The 25,346-nt window shown below is 41.5% G+C and carries 22 protein-coding genes; 10 read left to right on the top strand and 12 right to left on the bottom strand.

Annotated elements, in window-relative coordinates; translation table 11 throughout:
* Nucleotides 1–73: 73 nt before the first annotated feature.
* From QUB80_RS26125 to hetR, 4 genes are all read left to right on the top strand, one after another.
* Entirely contained in the window at nt 74–1,123 is a 1,050-nt protein-coding gene (locus QUB80_RS26125; protein WP_289792401.1) for a zinc-dependent dehydrogenase, read from the top strand.
* 136 nt (nt 1,124–1,259) lie between these two features.
* Nucleotides 1,260–2,519 (top strand): inorganic phosphate transporter, encoded by a 1,260-nt coding sequence (locus QUB80_RS26120; RefSeq protein ID WP_289792400.1) that lies wholly within the window; start codon nt 1,260–1,262, stop codon nt 2,517–2,519.
* A gap of 581 nt (nt 2,520–3,100) precedes the next feature.
* The gene (locus QUB80_RS26115) at nt 3,101–5,011 is read left to right on the top strand and encodes a DMT family transporter (protein WP_289792399.1); all 1,911 of its coding nucleotides are present in this window, start codon (nt 3,101–3,103) and stop codon (nt 5,009–5,011) included.
* Between the two features lie 737 nt (nt 5,012–5,748).
* A complete protein-coding gene (hetR, locus tag QUB80_RS26110; protein ID WP_289792398.1) occupies nt 5,749–6,648 on the top strand; it encodes a heterocyst differentiation master regulator HetR in 900 nt (299 codons plus the stop codon).
* Nucleotides 6,649–6,875: 227 nt separating this feature from the next.
* Here hetR and QUB80_RS26105 read toward each other — a convergent pair whose 3' ends face one another.
* A complete protein-coding gene (locus tag QUB80_RS26105; protein WP_289792397.1) occupies nt 6,876–7,592 on the bottom strand; it encodes a hypothetical protein in 717 nt (238 codons plus the stop codon).
* Between the two features lie 772 nt (nt 7,593–8,364).
* Here QUB80_RS26105 and rpsD point away from each other — a divergent pair.
* Nucleotides 8,365–8,973 carry a 30S ribosomal protein S4 gene (gene rpsD, locus QUB80_RS26100; protein ID WP_289792396.1) on the top strand — a complete coding sequence of 203 codons (609 nt, stop codon included), beginning with the start codon at nt 8,365–8,367 and terminating at the stop codon, nt 8,971–8,973.
* Nucleotides 8,974–9,029: 56 nt separating this feature from the next.
* On the opposite strand, the gene moaA is transcribed toward rpsD, so the two are convergent.
* Entirely contained in the window at nt 9,030–10,019 is a 990-nt protein-coding gene (gene moaA / locus QUB80_RS26095) for a GTP 3',8-cyclase MoaA (RefSeq protein WP_289792395.1), read from the bottom strand.
* A 341-nt stretch (nt 10,020–10,360) separates the two neighbouring features.
* On the opposite strand from moaA, the gene QUB80_RS26090 reads away from it, so the two are divergent.
* Nucleotides 10,361–11,539, top strand: coding sequence for a phosphoserine transaminase (locus tag QUB80_RS26090; protein WP_289792394.1), 1,179 nt, complete (start codon nt 10,361–10,363; stop codon nt 11,537–11,539).
* A 413-nt stretch (nt 11,540–11,952) separates the two neighbouring features.
* The gene (locus QUB80_RS26085) at nt 11,953–12,741 is read left to right on the top strand and encodes a glutathione S-transferase family protein (protein ID WP_289792393.1); all 789 of its coding nucleotides are present in this window, start codon (nt 11,953–11,955) and stop codon (nt 12,739–12,741) included.
* Between the two features lie 240 nt (nt 12,742–12,981).
* On the opposite strand, the gene QUB80_RS26080 is transcribed toward QUB80_RS26085, so the two are convergent.
* The 9 genes from QUB80_RS26080 to QUB80_RS26040 all read right to left on the bottom strand — a co-directional run bounded on the left by QUB80_RS26080 (nt 12,982) and on the right by QUB80_RS26040 (nt 19,239).
* Nucleotides 12,982–13,341: a nuclear transport factor 2 family protein gene (locus tag QUB80_RS26080; protein WP_289792392.1), complete on the bottom strand. Its 360-nt coding sequence runs from the start codon at nt 13,339–13,341 to the stop codon at nt 12,982–12,984.
* 257 nt (nt 13,342–13,598) lie between these two features.
* Nucleotides 13,599–14,219, bottom strand: a complete 621-nt coding sequence (locus tag QUB80_RS26075; RefSeq protein WP_289792391.1) for a class I SAM-dependent methyltransferase — start codon at nt 14,217–14,219, stop codon at nt 13,599–13,601.
* A 41-nt stretch (nt 14,220–14,260) separates the two neighbouring features.
* Nucleotides 14,261–14,650: a GFA family protein gene (locus QUB80_RS26070; protein WP_289792390.1), complete on the bottom strand. Its 390-nt coding sequence runs from the start codon at nt 14,648–14,650 to the stop codon at nt 14,261–14,263.
* Nucleotides 14,651–14,671: 21 nt separating this feature from the next.
* Nucleotides 14,672–14,932 (bottom strand): hypothetical protein, encoded by a 261-nt coding sequence (locus QUB80_RS26065; protein WP_289792389.1) that lies wholly within the window; start codon nt 14,930–14,932, stop codon nt 14,672–14,674.
* 154 nt (nt 14,933–15,086) lie between these two features.
* Nucleotides 15,087–16,721, bottom strand: a complete 1,635-nt coding sequence (gene ade / locus QUB80_RS26060) for an adenine deaminase (protein WP_289792388.1) — start codon at nt 16,719–16,721, stop codon at nt 15,087–15,089.
* Nucleotides 16,688–16,900: a hypothetical protein gene (locus tag QUB80_RS26055; RefSeq protein ID WP_289792387.1), complete on the bottom strand. Its 213-nt coding sequence runs from the start codon at nt 16,898–16,900 to the stop codon at nt 16,688–16,690. Before QUB80_RS26055 ends, ade begins: the two co-directional genes overlap by 34 nt.
* A 13-nt stretch (nt 16,901–16,913) precedes the next feature.
* Nucleotides 16,914–17,459, bottom strand: coding sequence for a hypothetical protein (locus tag QUB80_RS26050; RefSeq protein WP_289792386.1), 546 nt, complete (start codon nt 17,457–17,459; stop codon nt 16,914–16,916).
* A gap of 135 nt (nt 17,460–17,594) precedes the next feature.
* Complete coding sequence (locus tag QUB80_RS26045) at nt 17,595–18,419, bottom strand: LysM peptidoglycan-binding domain-containing protein (protein ID WP_289792385.1); 825 nt, start codon at nt 18,417–18,419, stop codon at nt 17,595–17,597.
* A gap of 76 nt (nt 18,420–18,495) precedes the next feature.
* Nucleotides 18,496–19,239 (bottom strand): hypothetical protein, encoded by a 744-nt coding sequence (locus QUB80_RS26040; protein WP_289792384.1) that lies wholly within the window; start codon nt 19,237–19,239, stop codon nt 18,496–18,498.
* Between the two features lie 712 nt (nt 19,240–19,951).
* Here QUB80_RS26040 and QUB80_RS26035 point away from each other — a divergent pair.
* Both QUB80_RS26035 and QUB80_RS26030 read left to right on the top strand, forming a co-directional pair.
* Nucleotides 19,952–20,326 (top strand): DUF4870 domain-containing protein, encoded by a 375-nt coding sequence (locus QUB80_RS26035; protein ID WP_289792383.1) that lies wholly within the window; start codon nt 19,952–19,954, stop codon nt 20,324–20,326.
* A 382-nt stretch (nt 20,327–20,708) separates the two neighbouring features.
* A complete protein-coding gene (locus QUB80_RS26030) occupies nt 20,709–21,824 on the top strand; it encodes an amidohydrolase family protein (RefSeq protein WP_289792382.1) in 1,116 nt (371 codons plus the stop codon).
* 109 nt (nt 21,825–21,933) lie between these two features.
* Here the strand turns inward: QUB80_RS26030 and QUB80_RS26025 are convergent, their stop codons facing one another.
* Complete coding sequence (locus QUB80_RS26025) at nt 21,934–23,556, bottom strand: serine/threonine protein kinase (protein ID WP_289792381.1); 1,623 nt, start codon at nt 23,554–23,556, stop codon at nt 21,934–21,936.
* 416 nt (nt 23,557–23,972) lie between these two features.
* Here QUB80_RS26025 and QUB80_RS26020 point away from each other — a divergent pair, with 416 nt between their 5' ends.
* Nucleotides 23,973–25,337, top strand: coding sequence for a lipid-A-disaccharide synthase-related protein (locus tag QUB80_RS26020; RefSeq protein ID WP_289792380.1), 1,365 nt, complete (start codon nt 23,973–23,975; stop codon nt 25,335–25,337).
* The last annotated feature ends 9 nt before the right edge of the window (nt 25,338–25,346 follow it).

Below are 25,346 nucleotides of genomic sequence, written 5' to 3'. Positions count from 1 at the left end.
ATATCTCAAAATTCATAGCTTAAAGAACGCCTGTAGTGTTAAATCTAAGATCGTTGAGCGGTGAGAGATCAACGTGAAAGCACAGGTATTTAGAGGCGTCAATCAACTTTCTTACGAAGAGATTCCCGAACCCACACTCCAAGCAGATGAAGTGCTGGTACAGGTGCGGGTAGTGGGGTTGTGTCAGTCGGATATTAAAAAAATTCGTTATCCCTTATATGAACCGCCGCGCATCTTTGGGCATGAAACTGCGGGAACCATTGCAGCAGTGGGTGCAGAGGTAAAAAATTGGCAAGTAGGGCAAAGAGTAGCAGTGATGCACCATATCCCTTGTATGCGTTGCGATTACTGCCTAAATGACAATTTCTCGATGTGCGATACCTATAAAAATATCTGCACTACAGCAGGATTTGCACCCAGTGGCGGCGGTTTTGCCGATTATGTGAAGGTTCCTGGTCATATTGTCCGCAATGGTGGGCTAATTCCCATTCCCGATAATATCAGTTTTGAAGAAGCAAGCTTTGTTGAACCAACGAATTGTTGTCTCAAGGCAGTGAAAAAAGCGCAAATTGCTCCTGGGCAAACGGTTTTGATTACTGGGGCGGGGCCAATTGGGTTAATGTTTGTGATGTTGGTAAAATATTTTGGGGCGAAAGCGATCGCTACCGATTTAATTCCCTCCCGCATTGAAAAAGCTTTGGCTGTGGGTGCGGAAGCGGCGTTTGATGCTCGTGATGCCGATTTACCAAACAAAATTAAAGCACTCACTAACGGTATGGGTGTAGATGTCACTCTGCTTGCCGTGCCTAGCGAAAAAGCTTTCTTTCAAGCCCTCGACTGTACTCGCAAAGGTGGGAAAATCCTCTTTTTTGCCGAGTTTCCCGATGAAGTGGAAATTCCTCTCAACCCAAATATTCTCTACCGTCGAGAAATAGACTTGATTGGCAGTTACAGTTCATCTTACCGCCTGCAAAGTCTATCGGCAGACATTGTCTTTAATCGCCGTATTAACGTGCAAGCATTAATTAGCGATCGCTATCCCTTGAAAGATTTATCTCAAGCTGTAGAGCAAGCGATCGCACCTACGCCGGATACGTACAAGATTTTGATTTATCCACAATAATCTAGGTATTGGGGATTGGGGATTGGGGATTAGGAAAAAACGCGGAAGGGGAAGGATTGTGACTCACGTCTTCTCCCCTTGTCTCCTTGTCTCCCCTACTCCTTGTCCTCTTACTAGCCCCTAACCTCTAGCCCCTATGCTCATAGTAGCCTTACTAGCTTTCTACCTCGCCTTCAACCTTGGCGCAAATGATGTTGCTAACGCAATGGGAACATCTGTAGGTTCCAAAGCTGTTACTCTCAAACAGGCATTGATAATTGCTGGTGTATTAGAATTTACAGGTGCAGTTCTGTTTGGGCATAAAGTCTCGGAAACTCTAGCAACAGAAATTGCTAATCCCAGCTTATTTGTCGATACGCCACAAATGTTAGTTATTGGCATGGTGACGGTGCTGATAAGTTGCGGTTTATGGTTGCAAATTGCTACCTCACGAGGTTTACCTGTTTCTTCTTCTCATGCTACCGTTGGCGCGATCGCTGGATTTAGTTGGGTAGCTTTTGGAATCAGTGCGATTGATTGGTCATCGATTGCACTCATCACTCTCGGCTGGATTGTCACACCATTAATCAGCGGTACAATTGCCGCTTTATTTTATAGTCAAATTAAACGCTGGATTTTAGAGCAACCGCATCAATTAAAACAATTAAATGAGTGGATTCCCTGGTTAAGTGTTATGTTACTAGGGATATTTGGCATTATTGTTTTACCATCTGTCACTCAACCAATCGCCAATTTTTTGATTGGGGAAGTAGGAATAAAAATACCTGCCCATGACATTCCATTATTTGTGGGAGGAATTGCAGCAGTTGGGCTAAGTCTTTACAGTTGGCGGCAGCTAGAGGGAGAGAAGGGGAAAGTAGCACAAAGCCAATCCAAATTTCAAAATCCTGTTGAAGGTTTATTTGGAAAATTTCAACTTTTGAGTGCTTGCTTTGTTGCCTTTGCCCACGGCTCTAACGATGTTGGCAATGCGATCGCCCCTCTAGCAGCGATCGCTTACATTAATGCTACTGGTAGCGTACCCATCAGTGGCATTACTATTCCCATCTGGATTTTAATTTTAGGCGGTGTTGGTATCGTTACCGGCTTGGCTATCTGGGGCAAAAAAGTTATTGCCACAATTGGGGAAAGTATTATTTCCCTGCAACCGAGTAGTGGATTTTGTGCCGAACTTGCAACCGCTACCACAATCTTACTCGCCTCCCGTCTAGGGCTACCTGTTTCCACTTCCCACGCTCTTGTCGGTGGTGTAGTTGGTATTGGATTGATACAAAATCCTCAGTCAGTTCAATTGAAAACTCTTCAAGGTATTGCTGCTGCTTGGCTTGTGACAGTTCCTGTTAGTGCCGGGTTAAGCGCTCTTATCTTCAGTATTGCCAGGATTTTAGATTGGTAAGACTTTGGGTTAGAGGTTTTACTGCTTTCGGAGCGGAGAATCTCGCGTTCTGAACCAAGCATTGCTAGACAATCTTAATCACTAAGTACAAAGGTAATTCTAGTGAATTCGGATTTGTGCTACTAAAGTACGGGCAAGTTACGCAAGTATTTCTTACCGATCATTATTTTTTTCAATCAGTCTTGATACTTTCACCAATATCGGAAATAACTGTATTCAAAAATACATTATTACTACCCAAGATTCATGTGATTGCAGCTCTTTTCTATAATTGCCATAAAAAGAAGAGCTATTTTTGATAGGAGCCAGTCCTGGTAGATTATTCAAGACGTAAGGATTAAAATAGTGAGTAATCTTTCAATAATCGCATGATAAAAATAATACTTTGAAATTCTTATATATCAAATTATAAAAATCATGGATTAATGTGATATTTTTTATCATAAAAAACAATCTAGAGTAATCGTTGATTTTAACTAAATGATTTATCTGACACAATACGGGAAATATTTAAGAAGCAAAAACGGCAACTAAGTGAATGAAAAGCTGCTTGACTGTTAAGGGTCAGAGGTAAAAAACCAATGGGGCGATTTGAGAAGCGATCGGAAAACTCACGAATACAAGGTGATCCATTTGGAGAAGCAGATACTGCTTTACGGGCTTTAACTGATGAATTGCAAATTATTCAGCGGACTTTACTCAAGTCTTTGCGGGAAGATGTCAAACAACTGCAAGGGGACAAAATCCGCCTCAGCGAGGATGTCAAACGTCTGCAACAAGAAAAAGAAGAACTGCTTCAGGGTTTGCAGGCAAGTGAAATGCAAGGATTATTGCGTCAGTTAGCTCAAGTTTTAGCAACTCATATTTCCTCGCAACTCCAATCCTCACTAGAAGCTTTCGCAAGCCAAGCTATTGAACCAAGTAGTGAGGGCAGTAATAACTCCATAACCGAAAACGAAGTCAGACAACTGCTTGGATCATTAGATGACAGTCTCACCATCACTTTTCACACTCTCCAACATGAGTTGAAGAATTATCAAAGCAGCCTTTCCCGACAATTGTCTCAGATGTCAATGCAACAACAACAAGGGGAAGAAATATTAGCAGAATTGGTGAATCGTTTACGCACAGAATTAGAAAAAACCACAACAGAATCTCTCCCAACTGTCATCCAAGCAGAATCAGCTATTGAGAATGAATTTTTTCAAAAAGGGCAGCAAGGTGGCTTTGAGGCTGTGACAAAGTTGCAGCAAGACACCATAATCATAGAACCTAATACTCCACAAACAAGTCTGTCATCCACACCTTCCACTGCTAGTTCTCTAGTACCAAGAAAGCTGCAAAAAATCGACAATATATCGCCTTCATCTTCTGCACTAACCATTACACCATCCCAATCGCCATCAGTACCAAAGCAAAAAGTTACACCTGCGCCAGCACCTACATCCTCAATGCCAGTGACAACAACATCGTTGTCAGTAATTGGTGTTTGCTTATTAGTTTTATCTACGGTGGTTTCATCGCTATATAACATAGCTATTAAAGTGATTTTTCATTCAGATACTCAGATATTTGGAGTATTTGATGTCAAGCAACTGTTACTGCCAACACTGGGTAATATCTTGCTAATTTTAACACTAAGGATGCTAGTAGTTGTACCAATGATGTTGGTGTTAGCTCCGATGCTACACTCCCAAGTATGGGAAGACTTGCAAAATTTGATCGAGTCCTCACAAAAAAAGCGCTACAAGACTCATAACAAATACAAGCAAGTATTGTTTTTATCCGTACTGAGTGGATGCTTTTTATTTTTATCACAAGTATTAATCTATTCTGCTGTTAGTCAACTGCCTACAGGGATGGCGATCGCCTTATTCTTTATTTATCCAGCAATTGGTGGGCTATTGGGGTGGTTTTTATTTCGCGATCGCCCTACTTCTGCCCGCTTGATTGCGATCGCTTGTATTTGCTTGGGGCAGATGTTGGTTTTAGGAGGCTCTACAAGTATCGGTTCAGATGTTACTGTTGGTGGAATTATAGCGATCGCCTCAGGAGTGGCTTTTGCCATCTACGTGATTCTGACTCGTATCTGTGCTGCAAAAATACACCCAGTAACTTTTACATTGATCAACTTCGCTACTATGCTCCTACTATCCTTCGTTAGTTTGATACTCACACTACCGACTAACTGGAGCCTCCAACTTCAATCCAACAATTTAATCGAATTGATCCTCAGCGCTTTTATCTTAGGTGTATTTACTCTGTGTGGTTATTTGTTTAATAACGTTGGTATTCGCAAAGTAGGAGCTTCGCGTTCAGCACTTTTAGGTGCAACAGTTCCTGCTTTAACCACGATTTTCGCTGCGTTGATTATTCAAGAATCTTTGCAACTAGTACAAGTCTTAGGAGTTGTGTTTGTCACTTGTGGTGTAGCCGCTTTTAGCTACGAAAAAATCCGAAACAATACCAAAACGTCTCAAACAACTAGCTAATCGAAATCTAAAGAAAAACTCAAATCCTCAGAAAAATCTTTGAGGAGAAACATAAAAATTGCACAAAGCTGAGATATGAATAGAGGTTTCAGCCACTTTAGAAAAAAAGTTTTAACCAAAAAAGCAAATTTGTAAATGTTTTTACATATGGGGTGAATGGAAATTGCTAAGATGACCAAAAATCTTTATAAAAGACTCAAGGTTTCTTCTGCGTTGAATCACCACCTTAAATTTGAGGACTATGACTTTCCCTCAAGATCATCCACCTTACAATCAAAACTTCACCATAATTTTGGCAATCCAAAACAGTTCGCGATACATATTGTGTTCTGTTATTGGCCAAAAGTATTAATGGCAAAGAGGTGGACAACTCGCAGTTTAGCGGGAATGGGAAATTTCTTGTTGTTGTATCCTCACACTTGACCAAATTGCTATGATTTTCTGACAAAAAAATTGCTTCTTCAGAAGCATTGTGAGCCTCCAATTACACACATTGCCCAAACACAGACGTTTGGGCAAAACTTGCTTACAACGCTACCAAAAGAAGAATTTGAATCAGGTAGACAATTCTGCCAAATTGCCAGAAAATACTGATTAAATCACTATTATGACTACCAATAATTCACATTGTTAAAGCATAATAGATCATCTGAGTAAAACATCGCTTTCAGTCGGGTGTATATCACATAATTTTTATTGACTGAAAACTGTAAACGTGCTAAACGGCTGTCTGTAATATGAGTAACGACGTAGATCTGATCAAACGCCTCGGCCCCAGTGCGATGGATCAGATCATGCTTTATCTGGCTTTTAGTGCCATGCGGACGAGTGGACACAGGCATGGGGCATTTTTAGATGCAGCCGCAACCGCAGCTAAGTGTGCTATTTATATGACCTATCTAGAGCAGGGACAAAACCTGCGCATGACAGGGCATTTGCATCACTTAGAACCGAAGCGGGTAAAAGCCATTGTCGAGGAAGTTAGACAGGCATTGACTGAGGGTAAATTGCTGAAGATGCTCGGTTCTCAAGAACCGCGTTATCTCATTCAATTTCCTTATGTTTGGATGGAAAAGTATCCTTGGCGTCCAGGACGTTCCCGCGTACCTGGTACAAGTCTAACTAGCGAAGAAAAAAGACAAATTGAGCAAAAATTACCGCCAAATTTGCCTGATGCTCAGTTGATTACTTCCTTTGAATTTCTAGAGCTAATAGAATTTCTGCACAAGCGATCGCAGGAAGACTTGCCAAAAGAACACCAAATGCCTTTGAGTGAAGCCCTAGCGGAGCATATTAAGCGCCGTCTGCTTTATTCTGGTACGGTAACTCGCATCGATTCTCCTTGGGGAATGCCCTTCTATGCTCTGACTCGTCCTTTTTATGCCCCAGTTGACGATCAAGAGCGTACTTACATTACAGTGGAAGATACAGCTCGCTACTTCCGTATGATGCGAGATTGGGCAGAAAAAAGACCTAATACCATGCGAGTTTTGGAAGAACTAGATATTCCACCAGAAAAGCTAGAGCAAGCGATGGAAGAATTGGATGAAATTACCCGTGCTTGGGCAGATAAATATCACAAAGACGGAGGAGAACCAACAATTTTACAGATGGTTGTTGGCAAAAAAGAAGACTAACTATCACATACAAAAAAGCTGTCTCTATATTTATATTGGGAAATTGATAGCAGTAAATACCAGTACTTTGAGTCCACCAACTGGTGGATTCAAAGCCAAGATTTTTTTCTAGAGAAAAAAGATACTGGTTTATAGAGCAATATCCCAATCAGATCCCCTTTAACCCTTCATATGACTGTTAGGATTTGGGGAAACTGACTTATTTTAGAAGGTAATAATTTTTAGTACTATCTGGGATTAAAATTCTCTGGTGGAACTGTACCTGGTTCTACCGGAGTTGTATTTGGATTTTCCGGGGGAACTGTATTTGGTTCTACCGGAGTTGGTACAGTTTCAAAACTTGGTTGAAATGGTGTATTTGTGGGGTTAGCAGGGACAAAAGATGGCAAAAAGCCAGTAACACCGAAATCGCTACCATCGATACAAGTATTTAAAGCCTGGGATGGATCTAAGTCATTTGCTAAACGCAAACCCACTACACACTGAGCAAAGCGCACTGGCAACAAACTGCGACTGCAATAATCTAATACTGCTGGGTTAGCTGTCTCCTTCGTATTCTGACTAATAGAAACGACGCATCTACGTAAATCATCAGGACGCCGTGCTTGGCGACAACGAGGAAGGGCATCCACCGCAGCAATTTGCGTCTGTCGTTCAATTCTAGTTACGCAAGAAGATAAATCTCTAGGACGCAAAGCAGCTGCACAAGCTTGTGAAGCTGGTTCTATAGCGATCCCCGCATTTACAAGTTGATCTGCACAAACACGATAATCCTGAGGATTTCCGTAAGACTCGTATGAAGCCATACTGGGAAGAGCCATTGCTACCCATCCCAGCATAGTCAACGTTGGTGCAGTTATAACAGTGCCAACAGCCCTCCAAGGGGCTAGTTTAGCTTTGAGCATAAATTTGTGTGGATACTTGCTGTTTTTTCTTTCTGGCATTTCCGTTCTGCTCCAGTCACCCAAGATTATGCTATCCGATCTTAAAAGTTTGCTTGCGCTCCTTCTATTAAGATAAATAGTATTTCGGCAAGAAGCTTTAGAGTATGCCAACCCGCCAATAAAACTGTAAAAGGGACTGGGGACTGGGGACTAGGGATTGGGGAATAGATCCTTCCCAACACCCAGCACCGAATCTCCAGCACCGGGAGTGCTGCGACCAGTTGAAGACATAAAATTTTGAGCTAGATTACAGTGGTGATGAATACCATCACTGATATAATTACTATTTGGAGTTTTCGCTACTCCAAAAATGCGTTGCTAACCTTGCCAATGCTTTTAAATCTTGAAGACTTTAACTATGCCTTAGATATAATGCGTAATGGCAACCTAAAATCTAAACCAAAAAGTACTGCAAAACTAATACTTGAGGTTTAAACAGTACGACGAGGCACGTCGAAACTGACTCTTAGTTTATAAGAGTGAACGCTTGGTAGACACTGTGTTGGGGAGGCAGTCAGTTACCCATTAGAAATTTTGAGTGGCAAAACCGCCCCTCAGAGCTTTAGAGGGTTTCCTCCGTTGCAGAAACTACCGTTGACTCTGCTCAACGGTCTAACCAGTGTTGTAGACAAAAGCAACTTTGACATGGTGTAGGCAACTGCATACAGTTTGAGTGCGCCCAATCGACCAAGAATCTCTGGCTCTTTTCGTCAGAGAATGTCACAATGAAAAATTTGGCAACATTTGAATCAGGATTAGATTAAGGAAACTCATGTCCCGATATAGAGGACCACGTCTTAGAATTGTACGTCGCCTGGGCGAATTGCCAGGATTAACTCGTAAAAGCGCTAGACGCTCTTACCCCCCCGGACAGCACGGACAAAACCGTAAAAAGCGCTCTGAGTACGCTATCCGTCTCGAAGAAAAGCAAAAACTTCGTCTCAACTATGGCTTAACAGAAAAGCAACTACTGCGTTACGTGCGCAAAGCCAGACGTGTGACTGGTTCTACCGGTCAAGTGCTGCTGCAATTGCTAGAAATGCGCCTGGATAACACAGTTTTTCGCTTGGGTATGGCTCCCACTATTCCAGCAGCCCGCCAACTAGTAAATCACGGTCACGTCACGGTTAATGGTCGTGTTGTTAATATTGCCAGTTACCAGTGCCGCCCTGGAGAAGTTATTGGCGTTAGAGACAAGGAAGCGTCCAAGAAGTTGGTGGAAGCTAACTTGCAATATCCCGGTTTGGCAAACCTGCCCAGTCATCTAGAGTTTGACAAAAATACTTTAGTTGGCAAAGTCAATGGCGTGGTTGAGCGCGAATGGGTAGCGCTGAGTGTTAATGAACTGCTCGTGGTGGAATACTACTCACGTCAAGCGTAATTATATGATTAATGGCTAACGGCTAATAGAAACAATTAACTATTAGCTATTAGCTTTTACCCGCCAATTTGAGACATAGTACGAGTATAGGCACCTGTTTTAGTACCTGAAAAGCGCTGTTTAAAATTAATTTCAGGCTTTAGTGCCAATAATTCCCTCACCTGCTCCCGTAAGTCGGCAGTACTTATACCCGCGCGGAGAGCAGTTTTTAAATCTATTTGCCCAGTTTCATTCAATAAACACGGACGCAACCAACCATCAGCAGAAAGGCGCATCCGGTTACACCGATCGCAAAAACACTCCGACATCTGACTGATAAATCCTAGTGTTCCCTTCGCTCCGGGAATCTGAAATACATCAGCAGGCCCACTACCACGTACTTGGCTTTCTGTCAAGCCCCAACGTTCGCGGATGCTTTGCCGTAACTCTTCCGAAGATATCCAACCGTGATCGCCAAATAATTGAGCATTACCAATTGGCATAAATTCAATAAATCGGACGTGCCATTGTTTATCAATGGTTAAAGCTGCAAGATCTAAAACTTCGTGGTCGTTGACATTGGGGATCACAACTACATTGAGTTTTAGCGGATCGAAGCCCACACGATAAGCTGCTTGAATTCCATTCCATACATCTTGCCAGCGCGATCGCCCGCGATTGCCAATAATTTGGTCAAAAATGTCAGGCTCAAGAGAATCCAAGCTGATATTAATGCGCCGTAAACCAGCATCATAAAGGCTTTGTGCCATCGGGGCGAGTAAAAAGCCGTTAGTCGTCATTGAGACATCTTGGGTTTGGGGAAAAGAAGCGATCGCCCTCACCAACTCCACCACACGCGGACGTAAAAGCGGTTCCCCTCCAGTTAGCCTAAACCGGGTAAATCCAACAGGAATAAACACCTCTTGAATGAGGGTGAGCATTTCCTCATCAGTCAATAAATTTTGCTTGAGAATATAATCTAGTTCTTCCCCCTCTGGCATACAGTATTGACAACGGAAATTACAGCGATCAATTAAACTAATCCGGAGATAATCTACCTGGTTCATGATTTAATAGATTTATCTTATTGTCTCTATAAATAAAGACATGACTTTGTCAAGATAAAATTTCTAGTTATTTTGTAAATTTTACTGACTTTCTTTTAAGCTAGCTTGAATTTGACTAGTTTGCTAATTTAACCTTGCTCAATAAAAATATGAATTATGCGATCGCTGCATACTTGTGAGCCTTCAACCTCAAATTTTGCTTATATTCTTTTGAACAAACGTGTATTAATCTGGCATGATCGTTCCATTCGTTTCTAATTTTTTATTGAATATATAAAGACCCGGTTTCTGATAGGAACCGGGTTTCTTGTCCCCCATTTGTGATTTTGCAACTTCAACCTATGTCAGCAACTCTTACTCCTCCAACCACCAAACCTCACCGTCCGCATTTTTCATCAGGCCCATGTGCCAAACGTCCTGGCTGGACTGTTTCTGCTTTGCAAGATGCTTTTGTCGGGCGCTCTCACCGTTCCGAAGGCGGGAAAGCCAAGCTCAAAGAAGTAATTGAGCTATCTAAGAAAATTTTGGGTGTACCCGCAGATTATCGCCTGGGTATCGTTCCTGCTTCTGATACAGGTGCAGTGGAAATGGCCCTGTGGTCAATGCTGGGAAAACTGCCCCTAGATATTTTGGCATGGGAAAGCTTTGGTCAGGAATGGGTAAAAGATGTAGTGGATGAACTTCAGTTACCCGATACTCGCATCCTGAAAGCAGCTTACGGGAGTTTGCCAGATTTAGAGCAAGTGGATTTTAGCCACGACGTAGTATTTTTGTGGAATGGAACTACTTCCGGCGTTCGCGTACCGAATGGCGATTGGATTGCCAGCGATCGCACTGGTTTAACTATCTGCGATGCCACATCAGCTGTTTTCGCAATGGATATACCCTGGGATAAGTTAGATGTAGTCACATATTCTTGGCAAAAAGTCTTGGGCGGAGAAGCCCAACATGGCGTAATAGTCCTTTCCCCTCGTGCCGTGGAACGATTAGAAACTTACAAACCACCGCGCCCCCTGCCCAAGTTATTTCGCATGGCACAAAAAGGCAAATTGATTGAAGGGATTTTTCAGGGAGATACTATCAATACCCCATCAATGTTGTGCGTAGAAGATGCATTAGATGGGCTAAAATGGGCAGAAAGTATTGGCGGACTTCCTGGTTTAATTAGCCGCAGCCAAGCCAACCTCGCAGCTATTGCTAAATGGGTGGAGCAAAGTACCTGGGCAGACTTTTTAGCCCAAAAGCCAGAAATTCGTTCTTGTACCTCAATTTGTCTTAAGATTGTTGATGCTTGGTTTACTGAGTTAAGCCCAGAACAGCAGGGACAATGTGCAAAAAAACTAGCTAAACTCCTGGAAAAGCAAGAAGTAGCTTATGATATTGCTGCTTATCGGGCAGCACCTCCTGGAATCAGAATTTGGGGTGGTGCGACAGTCGAAACCGCAGATATTGAAGCTTTGTTACCGTGGTTGGATTGGGCGTATGCTACTGTGAAAGCCGAAATGAAAGAAGCAGCATAAGTAATTCCTCTCAGCCAAAAGTTTACTTAGGTAAAGTAGGTAACTGGATACAGGTTACAGAAATAGGAAAATTAACTCATCTGTTTCCTGTATCCTAAGTAGAACAAGGTAAATAAATAAAGGTTTGTAGTTTAGACGCTCTTAAAAGCGGCTTCCCGTAGGGTGGAGTTTAGTCCTCCAACAAGGACTGAAGTCCTTACTAAGAACTGGATGCCAAAATTTTTACATTACTTCACATAGTTTGGTTTTCTCAAGTCGTTCTACTTATCTGCTGTAACCTAATTGATGGGTATCCTAGACAGAAATTGCTATTGTATCTGTTTTTTCTACAGAAATCTCTGAAATTTTCTAGGCAAGATATTGAGTTACCTTCTGCCACTGCCTTTTTCCAGCTAGCAGGGAGAACCTGACTAATGATCGTCCTCTACCAACACCCGCTATCACCATATGCACAAAAAACCAAAATCGCCTTACGCGAAAAGGGGATTGAGTTTGAACTCAAGACACCTGAGTTCAGTAGAGGCGGATTTGGAGGCAGCGAGTTCCTCCAAGCGAATCCTCGTGCAGAAATGCCAGCCCTTACTGACGGTGACATTAAAATATTCGACTCTACAATCATCCTTGAGTACATCGAAGACAAATGGAATGAGCCGCCACTATTGCCAAGCAATCCGGCAGAGCGAGCTCGTATCCGCATGATTGAAGATGTCATGGATACCTACTACGAGCCTATTAACTGGGGATTGGGTGAAATCAACTTCTTCGGTAGAGCGAAGGGTGAACTTGCCGAAACCATCGTTGGCAATGCCAAAGAGCAAGCAGCAAAGTGTCGCCAATGGCTAACAAAGCAGCTAGGTGATCGCGAATGGTTCAATGGCGATCATTTTGGCTGGAGCGATTTGTGTGTTGTTCCCCACATTAATTTGTCAGCGATCGCATTTGACATTGCACCAGAAGCAAACTCACCACTTGCCAATTGGTTCAAGCGCGTCAGTGTGCGTCCAAGTGTAGCTCAAACGTTACAGGAAGCAAAAGACTCCATTACTGGATTGGAGCAATTTTCGCACCTCGTTGAGCAGGGACTATTCAAACGTGAGTACCGCGATCATCGTCTTGAATGGATGATTCGTATGGGTGGACTTCAAGTTGTAGTTGCTGGTATAGAGAAAGACAACATCCGATTTAGTTACGATTTCTCTTGAAACATTGAAAAATCATAGAAATTGTTTTAGCTAATTATGGAGTTTCATCTTTTGCATCAATTCCAACAGCCTGGAGGTAAAGACTCAAAACCCTCGTTACTAGCTTTAACCTGGTAACAAGAACTAGAGCTTCTGGCTCTCTCAAAATAGGTAGGTTTTCAGTGCGTTAGAATAGACTTGATTCTGTAAGCCGGGAATTTCAATTTCAGGTGTTTTTAAGATTCAGAATTAGAGGGTGTTTTAGATAGAGTCTATATATTCTCGCCAACGAGTAATTAATCCATCGTTGAAATCAACTATAATGGCATCTTCGGCTTTTTGCTGCTTGCCTGTTTCTATATTTGTATCTTCCCAAGTCCACTCAACAGCTGCATGATTACCATCAGTAAGAATTTGTTGAATCTCAATTTTTACGTCTGAATGAGTTGCAGCAAATTCAGCCGTTACTTGTTGAATAGCAGTTTGTCCTACATAACTATAACCAGGAACAATAAACTTTCCATCTGGTGCAAATAACTGAGCAAAAGCATCAGCATTTCCTGTCATCCAAGCTTTGGCTGCTTGTTTAATGATAGAGTGAATTTCTTCTACTTTTATCACTGCTAAACTCTCCTTAGATATTGTTAGAGATAACAGAATATTTATGCTTTCAACAGACTTTTATAAACTGGCTATACAGAGTTAAAAAATGAGTTTTTTTATCAAAGCTTTTAATTAAGAGTTCTACTCAAAGTTTGTCTGACTTTAGTCTGGTTTAAGTTCTACTAATATTTAAGCGATCGCATCAATAAATTAAATAGCATCGTCAAATTACAATCTGTTGTGCGTCAAAGATTACGGATTGATTTGAACTGTTGTTATTTTGTCCCGACTCCGATAATGTGAGGGCTAACAATTGGCATTGGTGCTTGAAAATGTTCATAATTAAGACTAGTAAAACCAGCCTTTTCTAATCCTAACCAAGTTTCGCGATCAGGATGACAACCATCACCAATAATTTTCCAAACAGGGCGCACTGTTGTTTGTACTTTTTGCAGCAAAGTTCCTTGAGGAGCGGCGACGTGTTCAATAAATAAGAATTGTCCACCCGGCTTGAGAACTCGTAAAATTTCTTGTAGGGTTTCAGCTAAATTTGGTACTGAACATAAAACTAGGGTACTAACAACAGCATCTATGCTATTGTCTCCAGCTTCTATACTTTCAGCAGTTCCTGTACGAAGGTCAATATTATCTAAACCTAGCTTGTATGCTTCTTGTTTTAAATAGTTGTGCATATAGGGATTTGGCTCAATTCCTACCCAATTTATACTCTTAGGAAAATAAGGTAGATTAGCCCCAGTTCCTGGCCCTATCTCTAAAACTTTACCGTGAAGATTAGCAAATAAAGATTGCTTTTTTTCTCCAACAAATTTGTTATAAGTGCCGCTACCTTGAGCCATGATCCAGGCAAACAAACGCTTTCCACAGTTAGCACACATATTACTACCTCTATATTTTGTGCATTTTTTACCTTCTTAATTCACCGTAATTTATGTATATTCTCTTCCCAATTTGCTCCATCAAAAGGCACAATTTCAAAGTTAGACACTACATCGCCATCTAAACAACGAATATTGACATCAATACAGTCGGGATGACTGCGGGGAATATAAAAAGAGTGAATTCCACAGATACAGCAAAATTTGTGTTGGGCAACTCCTGTATTAAAAGTATAATTTGTCAATACATCTTCGCCTTTTAATAAAGTAAATTTAGCTTGCGGCACAATTAAATGTAAAAAGCCCTTTTTTCTACAGATTGAGCAGTTGCAATCATCGGCTTTGTGTTTATCGACTACTACTCGAAAGCGCACCGCACCACAGTGACACCCACCTTCATAAGTGGCTGATTCATTAATATTGGCTGCCATGTCATTTAAAAATTCAAGATTTTAGGCTTGTAAATTTGCTTGTTCTTGCAACCAGGAATCTACGGGTTGTCCATCTTTACGCCGCAATTCGATTTCCACTACCATTACTTCTTTAGAACCAGGAGGCGCAGGTTTTTGATGAAAAACAATATCATAATCCATTGGATTATGACCTCTTTCTTTCAACCATTCTTGTACTTTAGTTGTGGCAAAAAAACTTTGCCCCTGCTCAAACATACGAGTAATCTGCATTTGTAGGGACAAGGGATTTAAACGACCCATTTTTACCGCCTGTGTTAAGTAATATAAAGTGAGAGAGTTGTGTGACTTTGTCTTACTTTATGTTATCTCTGTTGCTAATTTTAATAGGTATATAAGTTGAAGGCAGAATTAGTTAAAACTGTGATTTGCTGGAATCGGCGATTGTACTTGTGTCTCAATTAATCCACAGAGAAACAAATTGGAAATCTTTGCCACTAAACAACCCGCGATCGCTCAACTTTAAATCGGGAATCACCAGCAGCGCCATGAACGAAAGCGTCATAAAAGGTGCTAAGAGTTGAGAACCGAGACGTTTTGCCCAAGCATCCATTTGAGCATACTGTTTTGCAACTAAGTAGCCGTCGGCATCACTCATTAGCCCAGCCACAGGTAAAGTCAGCACTTGGATAGTATTGCTTTGTGCTACAGCAATACCTCCTTTAGCATCAATCACCGCATTCACCGCCGCGCAGAGTTCCTCGTCAGTTGTACCAACAGCCACGATATTATGGGAATCATGAGCAACACTAGAAGCGATCGCTCCCCGTTTTAGTCCAAAATTCTGAATTAATCCTACGACTGGTGAAGTATTTTGGTAACGGTTGACAACGGTGATTTTGAGAACATCATGTTCTATATCTTTAGTCACTTCGCCATTTTGAATATGGGCAGGTAGATGCTTTTCAGTTGTGATTAACTGTCCGTCAACTGCTGTCATAACGCGCACAGTTGAGCCATCTTCGGGAATGCGAAAATCTGCCACTTGTTTGGGGGTTGCGAGAAAGTGATTTATCGGTGTAACAGGCATAGATGCCAGCATAGCTTGTCCCGCTTTTGCTGCTAAAATCCCTTTGCAATAGGTAGACAGTACAGTAAAATCTTGTAAGTTTTTTACCACAATAAAATCGGCAGGATCACCAACTTGCAGCAATCCCACATTCATTTTGTAGTGCCAGACAGGATTAACACAGGCAATTTGCAGTACACTCATGACATCATGATCTAATGCCACAGCACGCCGCACCAATTCATTGATATGTCCTTTGACTAAATCATCAGGATGCTTGTCATCACTACAAAACATACATTGATCTGGGTGAGAATCAATCAAGCTGTGTAGTGTATCAAAATTTTTAGCTGCTGAACCCTCACGAATGATAATTTTCATTCCAAATGCAAGTTTATCCAAGGCTTCTGGTAATGTGCAGCATTCGTGGTCGGTAGTAATTTTAGCATTAGCATAGTTGCGTGCTGCCTCACCACGCAATCCCGGTGCATGTCCATCAACCGGATGTCCAAATTCTTGGGCAATACGGATTTTTTCCATCACCTCAGTTGTGCGATTTAAAACGCCGGGAACGTTCATCACTTCGCTGAGGTAACAGATGCCATCCTGCTCAAATAGTTCGCGAATTTCTTTGGCTGTCAATTCTGCTCCTGCTGTTTCAAACCCAGTTGCAGGAACGCAGGAAGGCGCACCAAAAATAATCGTAAATGGTGTTTGGGCAGCATTGGCAAGCATAAAACGAATACCTGCTAACCCAAGAACATTGGCAATTTCGTGGGGATCGGAAACTGCTGCTACCGTACCATGTACCATTGCCAGACGAGCGAACTCAGTTGGTACGAGCATAGAACTTTCGATATGAACGTGGGCATCAATAAAACCAGGGAGGATATATTGCTCGTAGTATTGCCCATTTTCGTGGGCGATCGCTTGAATGTATCCGTTGTTGATCAAGACTGTTCCCGGAAATATGGTTTTGTGGAGAACGTCTAAAATGTTTCCAGAAATGCTAAAGCTTGCCATAATCTGCCTTCCGGCACAACAACGACTGATGAAGAGATTTTCTTGTAGCTAAAGTATTTTTCGTTATAGAAATAAACTAATACTATTTCACGAAAAGGCTGATATGGATGTACCCCACCGCCTACGGCACCTCCCCTTACTAAAGGGAGGTTGAGAGGGGTTGAATATGAATCACTCAAAAAGTGAAATAAACTAACAATCCTGCTGAGGCTCGATTGTAAACGTAAAACCTGACACCCTTATTACATCTTTAACACCTGCACTAGCTCCTTCAAGTTTCTTCACAATCCAAACACTTCCAGCTTGAGAGACTCGCCAAGTATCATCTCCAATGTCATTAACTAACCAGCCAAACTCAGCACCTGGTGGTTCTTCACAAGTCTGAGTCTTAGATACATAGACAGTCTTCCACGTCTGAACAGTTGCACCAACACGTGGACACCTCGCAAGCTCTGGGTTTCTCGGTGCGTGAATATCATTATTAACATCAATCGGACTACAAGTGCGTTGTACAGATTTTTGCTCTGGAACTTCCACTGTGTAAGTTTTACCTCTTACAGAGTTGCGAACTGCCTGGATCACGTCTTCACGTGATGGATCAGTTGAAATAGGTGGTGTAGGCTGATCAAATGATCCATTCCCCTGAGAACATCCACCAATAGCAATCATGCTAATAACAGCCATGCAACCAAGAGCTATAAGTTTTTTTTTAGTAAAATAGACTTTAGGACTTTTCATACTAAAGTTCCTTTGGAAGAAGCCTCTGCCCTACGACTACTAAGCAGTAAGTCTATCTATCTTTATTGGTTTATCTATTATCTTCTTCTGGTTCAGATCTAAAAGTAATGAAGAGCAGAAGTCAACTTCCCTAAACTATGTAAACCTGAAAGCTCCCAAGTTCACTTGATTTGGCATAATGTAGTTTTTACCTGTATAAATTCGATTTGGATCTACACCTGGGTTTAATTTCTGAAAGTCTTTCACAAATCGGCTTCGATCTTGATATCCAAACTGAGGAGCTAGTTTCCAAAGCGTATCACCACGATTCACTCGGAAACTAATGCTTGTTGGCGATCCAAGATAATCTGACACAAAAGGTTTTTTAGCAGTGCCAGTTAATCCTTCAATGGCTAATTGCTGTCTTAAAGGCATCTTGTAAGTTTTATCAGCAAAAATACGATTGGGATCTACACCTCGATTAAGCTTCTGGAAGTCTTGCACAAATTCATGGGGTTTATTGTAGCCAAATTTCGGAGCGAGTTTCCACAGTGTGTCACCGCTATCCACTCGATAGTTCGTATGGTTCCATGAATTCAGACGATCTGGAAAATCAGGTTTAACTGAAGTAAAAGTCCGTCTTATTGTTGTTGGCTCCGAAGTTCTAGGGAATGCAAGGATAGATTGAGGCAACTTTTCCCACGGAGGTGAAGTCTGGAGCATACGCATACGGTACTCTCGGAGCATACGCATCTCTTCAGCACCTGAGACAATAGTATTACTTGGCCAGAAGGCTTCTAATAAAATTCCAATAGGCCCACTTACAATTTTACCCACAGTCTTTCCAGCAGCCTGTTTCGCAAGCCAGCTTGCTCCCTTACCTGTGAACCCTTTCCCGACAGATGTCTCAACCACCGTAGTTAATGCAGTTTTGACATATCCTCTAGATTCCTTTGATAGTCGTCTTTGGAAGTTGTTCATATGTTTCCTCCCTAGTACCTCAGAAGCATTTTTCCTTGTCTATATCTTGTAAAATATTGGTAAGCAACCATTTTTACTACTCTTCTTCAGCAGGTAGAAAATCTTCCTCCTCAAGCTCATCCTCCCAATAAGCTCGCAACGCCTCGTCAAGGGAAGCAACATTGATATTGAGCTTGTCAGCCACCTCCACAAGAGTTTTATATTCCACGCCAAGCTTTTCACATACCTTATCAGCCATAGGATTTGACGCTGGAACAGGCATATTCAGCGTGTTCTGCAACCAGATTGAAACAGCTTTTTTTGCATCCTCATTGTTGAGTCCAGTAAACGAGAAATTCTGCGCTAATTCATCCAACATGAGCGCACCGTATTTGCGAAAATACTTCTGTACTTTGCCCTCATACTTCTGCTTCAACCCAGAGGCTGCTTCACAAATAACAGTCACCGCTATCCTAGCTTGATCAGCATCAAAGCCTGACTGTTGTAAGATTGCCATTATAGTTACCAGGACAGGATTTGAAGCATCCTGCTCGTTCTTTGCTGGATTCAAGCCAGCAAGAACGTCAACCTCTAACAAACGCCACTCAGATAACGCTCTGGTAACTTCTCTGGTTGTTTCAGGTGAAATCTCTGGCTCTGCGATTGTAGTTAATAAACAAAATACTAATTCATGCCAACGTTTAGTCTCCCAAGGCCAAAGATGTGGATCGATTAATGGTTCATAAGCTCTGTAGAGATCGAAAACGATTTCTTCTGGATCTCGTATCTTTTCAGTATCAACCGCTTGAGCTTGTTCATTGGTCAAATCGTTAGTCAACATTGTATACCTCCCAGATTCTTTCATCTTCAATTCACTTATCTGAATAGGAGGCTAGATTCCCTCATCATCACTCAAAAATCTGCGCTATTATCGCATTAAATTTTGTTTATGTCAGGTGATTGCCCAAAGGAAATAAATTGGCCGATTCATTTATGGATATGAACTTATATTCTTTTTAATTTGTTCTGATCAGCGACTAAAAATTTCTTTGCTTTGGTCTAGTAAGGTTGCAGTTTGCATATGCATCCTTTTCTTTTTCCTATTTAAAATGGATGATAAATATTCACATCTGCTTTCACAATTTCACAATACATAAGCAGCAACTCATCCACTGTTTAGTTATAGCTTTAGTGTAGAAAAATAATGTGAGGAACTTGTGATGAGTAATCCCTGCCATTTTAGGGTGTATGAGTGAATCTTAATGCTCAAATTAATTTTATAAACCAATAGCAGTAATTTATCGCTCAATTTCAAGGGCTAAAGCCCTGACTACAAACTTTCACAAGTGTCAGCAAAGCCTAATCCTCCTTGTGAAAGTTTTGGTGCCAAGAGTTCGGTAAACCTCCTAAGTCATAGTTAATGAGTAACACTCAAAGCTAATCTGTCTCAAGGAAAAGCCTGAAAAATTGCTGAGTACGGTAACCTGCAATATTAAACCTAGTTAGGCGATCGCTAAAATCAAAGCTAAAAGGCGAATTGAGGAGCCACCAGGATGCAAGTCACATACGATTCTGACAAGCGCAAATTGCTATCATCTCTGTGTCATGGGGCGATTTTCTTGAGCACAGCATTGTTGTCGATTGGGATTCCAATTGCCGTTAACTTAATTTCCGAAGATCCAGTTGTTAAAAGCAATGCCAAAGAATCAATTAATTTTCACTTCAATGTTTGGTTCTGGGCAACCTTAATTGGAGTTCCGATTGGGATTCTATCTTGGCTTACCTTCGGTATTGGCGGAATATTGTTTTTCCCCGTTGTTGCTCTTGGCTTTTTACTGCATTGGGGATTGACAATTTGGGCTTTGTTGCGTTGTTTTAGCCAACCCAATGAACCTGTTCGTTATCCGTTTATTTTTCGACTGTTCTGATTGTAACTACAACAAATCAAGGTGATTGTGAGAAAAGGGATTAATATCGTGTGCGTTGAAAGACTTATCGTTGATGCTGTAAGGGAAAGATTTTAGCGCTCGGCGATTAGCCAGACTTGATATGAAATAAATATCCCTTTTTATTGATTATGCGATCGCACTTCTGTTTATGAAGGAGAGCTTGACTAGCCTGCCTTTGCAGGCTAGTTTTTGGGAAGCTGCTGTAGAAACAACAAAATCTGAATAATCCTCTTTGCGGTAGACAGACAAAGTAACAAGTTTATATTTACTGTATAGCTGTGGTTATAAATATTAACTCGTAAATAACCTACTGCTAAATTGCTAATGCAATTATGGCGGGTATCGACAGCGAGGATTTTAGATGAATCTGTTTGATATTCCCATTATTGACCAACACGCCCATAACTTGTTACAACCAGAAATTGCTGACAGTTATCCTTATGCTGCCGCGTTTACCGAAGGCTATGCTCCAGAGATTGTTAACTCCCATGCCCGCAATACCTTTTTTTATAGACGTAGCCTACGAGAAATTGCAGTCTTACTTAACTGTGAACCACAAGAGGAAGCAATCCTAGCGCGTAGGAAAAGCTTGGGGCTAGAGAAGTTAACAAAACTTTATTTTAATGCTGCAAATTTAGAAGCAATTTTTTTGGATGATGGATTGCAACCAGGCTCTATCCAATCACTGTCATGGCATGAACAATTTGTTCCTGTTAAAAGAATTTTGCGACTTGAAGCATTGGCAGAAGAACTGATTGCCAAAAGCGATGACTTTAAGACATTTCTAGAAAAATTCAAGAGCGAAATCGATCCACCACCTGCTGGAGTTATAGGTTTCAAGAGCATTGCTTGCTACCGCACTGGTTTGGATATTCAACCTGTTTCTTTAGCAGCAGCAGCTTGTAATTTTTACGATTTCAAACAAAAATTAGAGTATCAACGATTACGTCTTGCTAACAAATACTTAATTGATTTTCTGCTGCAACAAGCGCTATCAATTGCTGCTAAATATCACCTACCAGTGCAATTCCACACTGGCTACGGCGATCCTGATTTAGATTTACGATTAGCAAATCCTCTTTACTTGCGTTCTTTGTTAGAGTCACCCCAGTATCGGGATGTTCCGATTATTCTACTTCATGCTTCTTATCCATATATGCGGGAAGCTGGATATTTGGCTTCTGTTTATCCTCAAGTCTACTTAGATTTTGGTTTAGCAGTACCTTTTTTAAGCGTATCGGGAATGCGTGTAGCAGTCAGACAATTATTGGAGTTAGCCCCTACCAGTAAAGTTATGTATTCATCTGATGCCCATTCAATTCCAGAATTGTATTATTTAGCAGCAAAGTGGGGGCGTCAAGTTCTGGCAGAAGTGTTAGAGGAAGCAATTCGGGATTCCGATTTAACTGCAAATGAAGCGGATGAGATTGCGGTTGCAATTTTGCGTGAGAATGCTCTTGCTCTTTATCAAAGTTAAGTGGTTAGCAAAATACAAAGTTATGGGTGGAGGCAAGGGAACAGCGAGGTTATAGATCCCCGACTTTTAAAAAAGTCGAGGATCTGAGCACCTGCGATTTGTCAGTACTTCAGTCAGTCTCAGATAGTGACTTTTGTGTATTTGTATCTTCTTTATTTTCCTTACTACGTTGAAAAATTTGACTATCAGTGTTTGAATTTTGTTGGAGTTCCTGGGTTGGAACTTCTATCGCAGGAGGATTTGACTGTCTAAACTCCCTGGTTTCTGGCACTGTTGGTACAACAACTGAATTGGATCTTTTTGCTGGTGATTGTGAAGGAAAGAATTTACCAGAAGATGGTGACTTATTTTCTGGGGATACGGAGGTAGGAGTTTGACGAGTGTCTCGAATTGTGCGCAGTTTTTCCAAAAGCGATGGTGATGAAGTGTTAGACGCAGCAGGTGTCGTTCCTTGTAATTTGAGGCGTTGAGTTTCTGTCGCTACCGGGGTGGTTTTGGCTGATTCTTCTGAATTATTTTGATTTGATTCTGAATTTACACTCCGACTGCGTCTACGCCGGGGAGAGCTAGAAACAGGTGTAGATTCTACTTTTGACTGGGCAGAATTAGCAGGCGAGGGTGTAGTGGTTTGCAATTCTATAAGAGGCTGTTCAAAAACCGGCTTTGGAGATGGCGGTTGAGGTTTAAATAACATATTAGTAATGCCAAAACCAACTGTTGCAGCAACAACAGCTACACCAGTACCAACAAATATTTTTGGCGATCGCCGCAGTTGATTGGCAATTCGATTCCGATTTACTGGAGGTACTGAAACCTGGTTTTTTATTGCAGCCCTTTTCGATAAATTTTCTTCGTGTTGCTGCACAGATAAATTAATTGTTGGTACCGTTTGAGTTACTGCTGTTTGCGGTAAAGGGATTTTTCCATCTCCAGGTAGCAGCTTTAGCCAATCTTCTACTGTCTGGGGACGAAATTTCGCTTCAATCGCCATGCCGCGCATCACCGCTTGATTAACAGCAGCGCTTAGGTGGGGTTGTAGTTCACGGGGAGTGGGCATCTGTTCGCGATCGCGCAGTAGTGCCGACATCGGAACTAGTCCTGTTAACAGGGAATATAATGTTGCTGCTAAACCATAAACATCGGTTGCAGGCGATCGCGGTGCTTGAGATAGATACTGTTCAATTGGAGAATAGCCCTCAGAAACTATCCCAGTATGAGTTTGTCTGACACCACTGTTAAATTCCCTGGCTATGCCAAAATCAATCAGCACAACCTCCTGAGTTCCTTGGCGAAGGATAATATTATCTGGTTTTACATCCCGGTGCAATAAACCGTTGTGATGCACTACTTGCAATGCTGCTCCGATCTGACGGATGTAATGAATTGCTGTCGCTTCAGGTAGCGGTATTACTGGCAGAACATATGCCTCTCCTAAGGTTTCGCCAGGAATGTATTCCATCACCATGTAAGGCAGCCCAGCTTCGATAAAGAAGTCACTAACCCGGACAATATTGGGGTGGATACATGTTGCTAAACGTCGGGCTTCGTCCTGAAATTGGCGCTCAAATTTTGCAAAATCAGGATGTTGCCGGAGCTTTTCGTTGAGGGTTTTAATCACCACTGCCTGATTTAAGTAGTGATGAGTGGCTTTGAAGGTAATACCAAAGCCTCCTCTACCAATTTCTTGGTTTAAGGTATATTTCCCACCCTGCAATGTTGTACCAGCTAGCATAGTGTTTTAGATTGGTATTTTTAATATGGGTTTGGGCTATCCATTTCTAGATTTTAGATTAGGGTAAACAATTAACCTCATAATACGAAATCTAAAATTTAAAATCTCAATTGCAAAAGCTGATTGATAAGTAAAATGCGATCAGTCATTTCTAAAAATGTTAGTATCACACAGAACATTTAATTTTTTACCGCCGCACCTCATCAACACTTGCTATTTATAACCTGTATTTTATATTACTCCTGTATTACAAGTAAAAATATTATCATAATAATTTCGCATAAATACTAATCTAATTTACTGGCGGTTAGTCTGTACTATGTTTATGTACTGAGGTGAGGTAATAGGGATGGTACTAACTCCCAAGTTCTTTCCTCTTGCCCCAAAAGACAGCAGATATTAAATTTTTGTTTCTTATGAGTAATGCGTCATCCTTCCCCTTAACATCTCAAACTCAAGGCACAACTTCTCGATTGCGATTATTGGCTTTAAGCAATGGCCATGGGGAGGATGCGATCGCAGTCCGTATTTTACATCAACTTCAGCAGCTACAAAATCCGCCCGTTTTATCTGCCTTGCCTTTAGTTGGTGAAGGATACGCTTACCAAAAATTAGATATTCCTCTGATTGGTTTAGTACGTACCATGCCTTCTGGCGGTTTTATTTACATGGATAAACGTCAATTGATGCGTGATATCAGGGGAGGTTTAGTGCAACTAACTTTTCATCAAATTCAAGCTATACGTGATTGGGTAAATTCTCAAAAAAAGTTAGGACACCAAAGCGCTATTTTAGCTGTTGGAGATATTGTACCGTTATCGCTGGCTTGGATTAGCGGTGCTAACTATGCTTTTGTTGGCACGGCAAAATCAGAATATCATGTGCGGGATGAAATTGGTTTACTAAAACGCAATAAGAAAACTGCGTGGTTAGAAAATTTTTCCGGTTCTATTTATCATCCTTGGGAACGTTGGTTCATGAGTCGCCGACGTTGTAGGGCTGTGTTTCCTAGAGATTCATTAACTACACAAATCTTAAAAAAGTGGTCTATTCCCGCTTTTGATTTAGGCAATCCAATGATGGATAGTTTAGAACCGTCTTTTCCTACTGCCAGATTTTATGGTGCTGAGATTGAAAAGCAAGAATTAGCTAGGCCATTAATTGTAACTCTCTTACCTGGTTCCCGTCCTCCAGAAGCGTATGCTAACTGGCAGAAAATTTTGATTGCTGTATCCGCATTGATAGAACTTTCTCAAGAACGAAATTTTCAAGTGCGTGCTTCTAAAAATTTGGTGTTTTTAGGTGCGATCGCACCCAGTTTACACTTTGAAAGTATGCGCCAAATTCTCCAATCTTACGGCTTTTGTCCTTGCTCAGAATCTCCAGTTCAAATTCTTGATTCTAATGCTGCGATATTTAAGCAAAAAAATACCCACCTTATTTTGACACAAAGTGCTTACAACGATTGCCTACATTTAGCAGATATAGCGATCGCGATGGCAGGTACGGCTACAGAACAGTTTGTAGGTTTAGGAAAGCCAGCAATTACCATTCCTGGCAACGGCCCACAATTTACCTTTGCCTTTGCGGAAGCCCAAAGTCGCCTTTTGGGAGCAAGTGTGATACTGGTAGAGCAACCACAAGAAGTTGCACAAGTCGTGCGATCGCTTTTTGCCAATCCAGATCAACTGCACTGTATTGCCGAAAATGGGCTGCGACGGATGGGAAAACCAGGTGCAGCACAACGTATTGCAGACTGTTTAATCAAGAGGTTGGCTTGAGTTGAGAAG

The organism is Chlorogloeopsis sp. ULAP01 (assembly GCF_030381805.1).
Classification (GTDB): Bacteria; Cyanobacteriota; Cyanobacteriia; order Cyanobacteriales; family Nostocaceae; genus Chlorogloeopsis.
The sequence above is the reverse complement of the archived record's forward strand: the minus strand, read 5'-3'. Positions and strand labels throughout refer to the sequence as shown.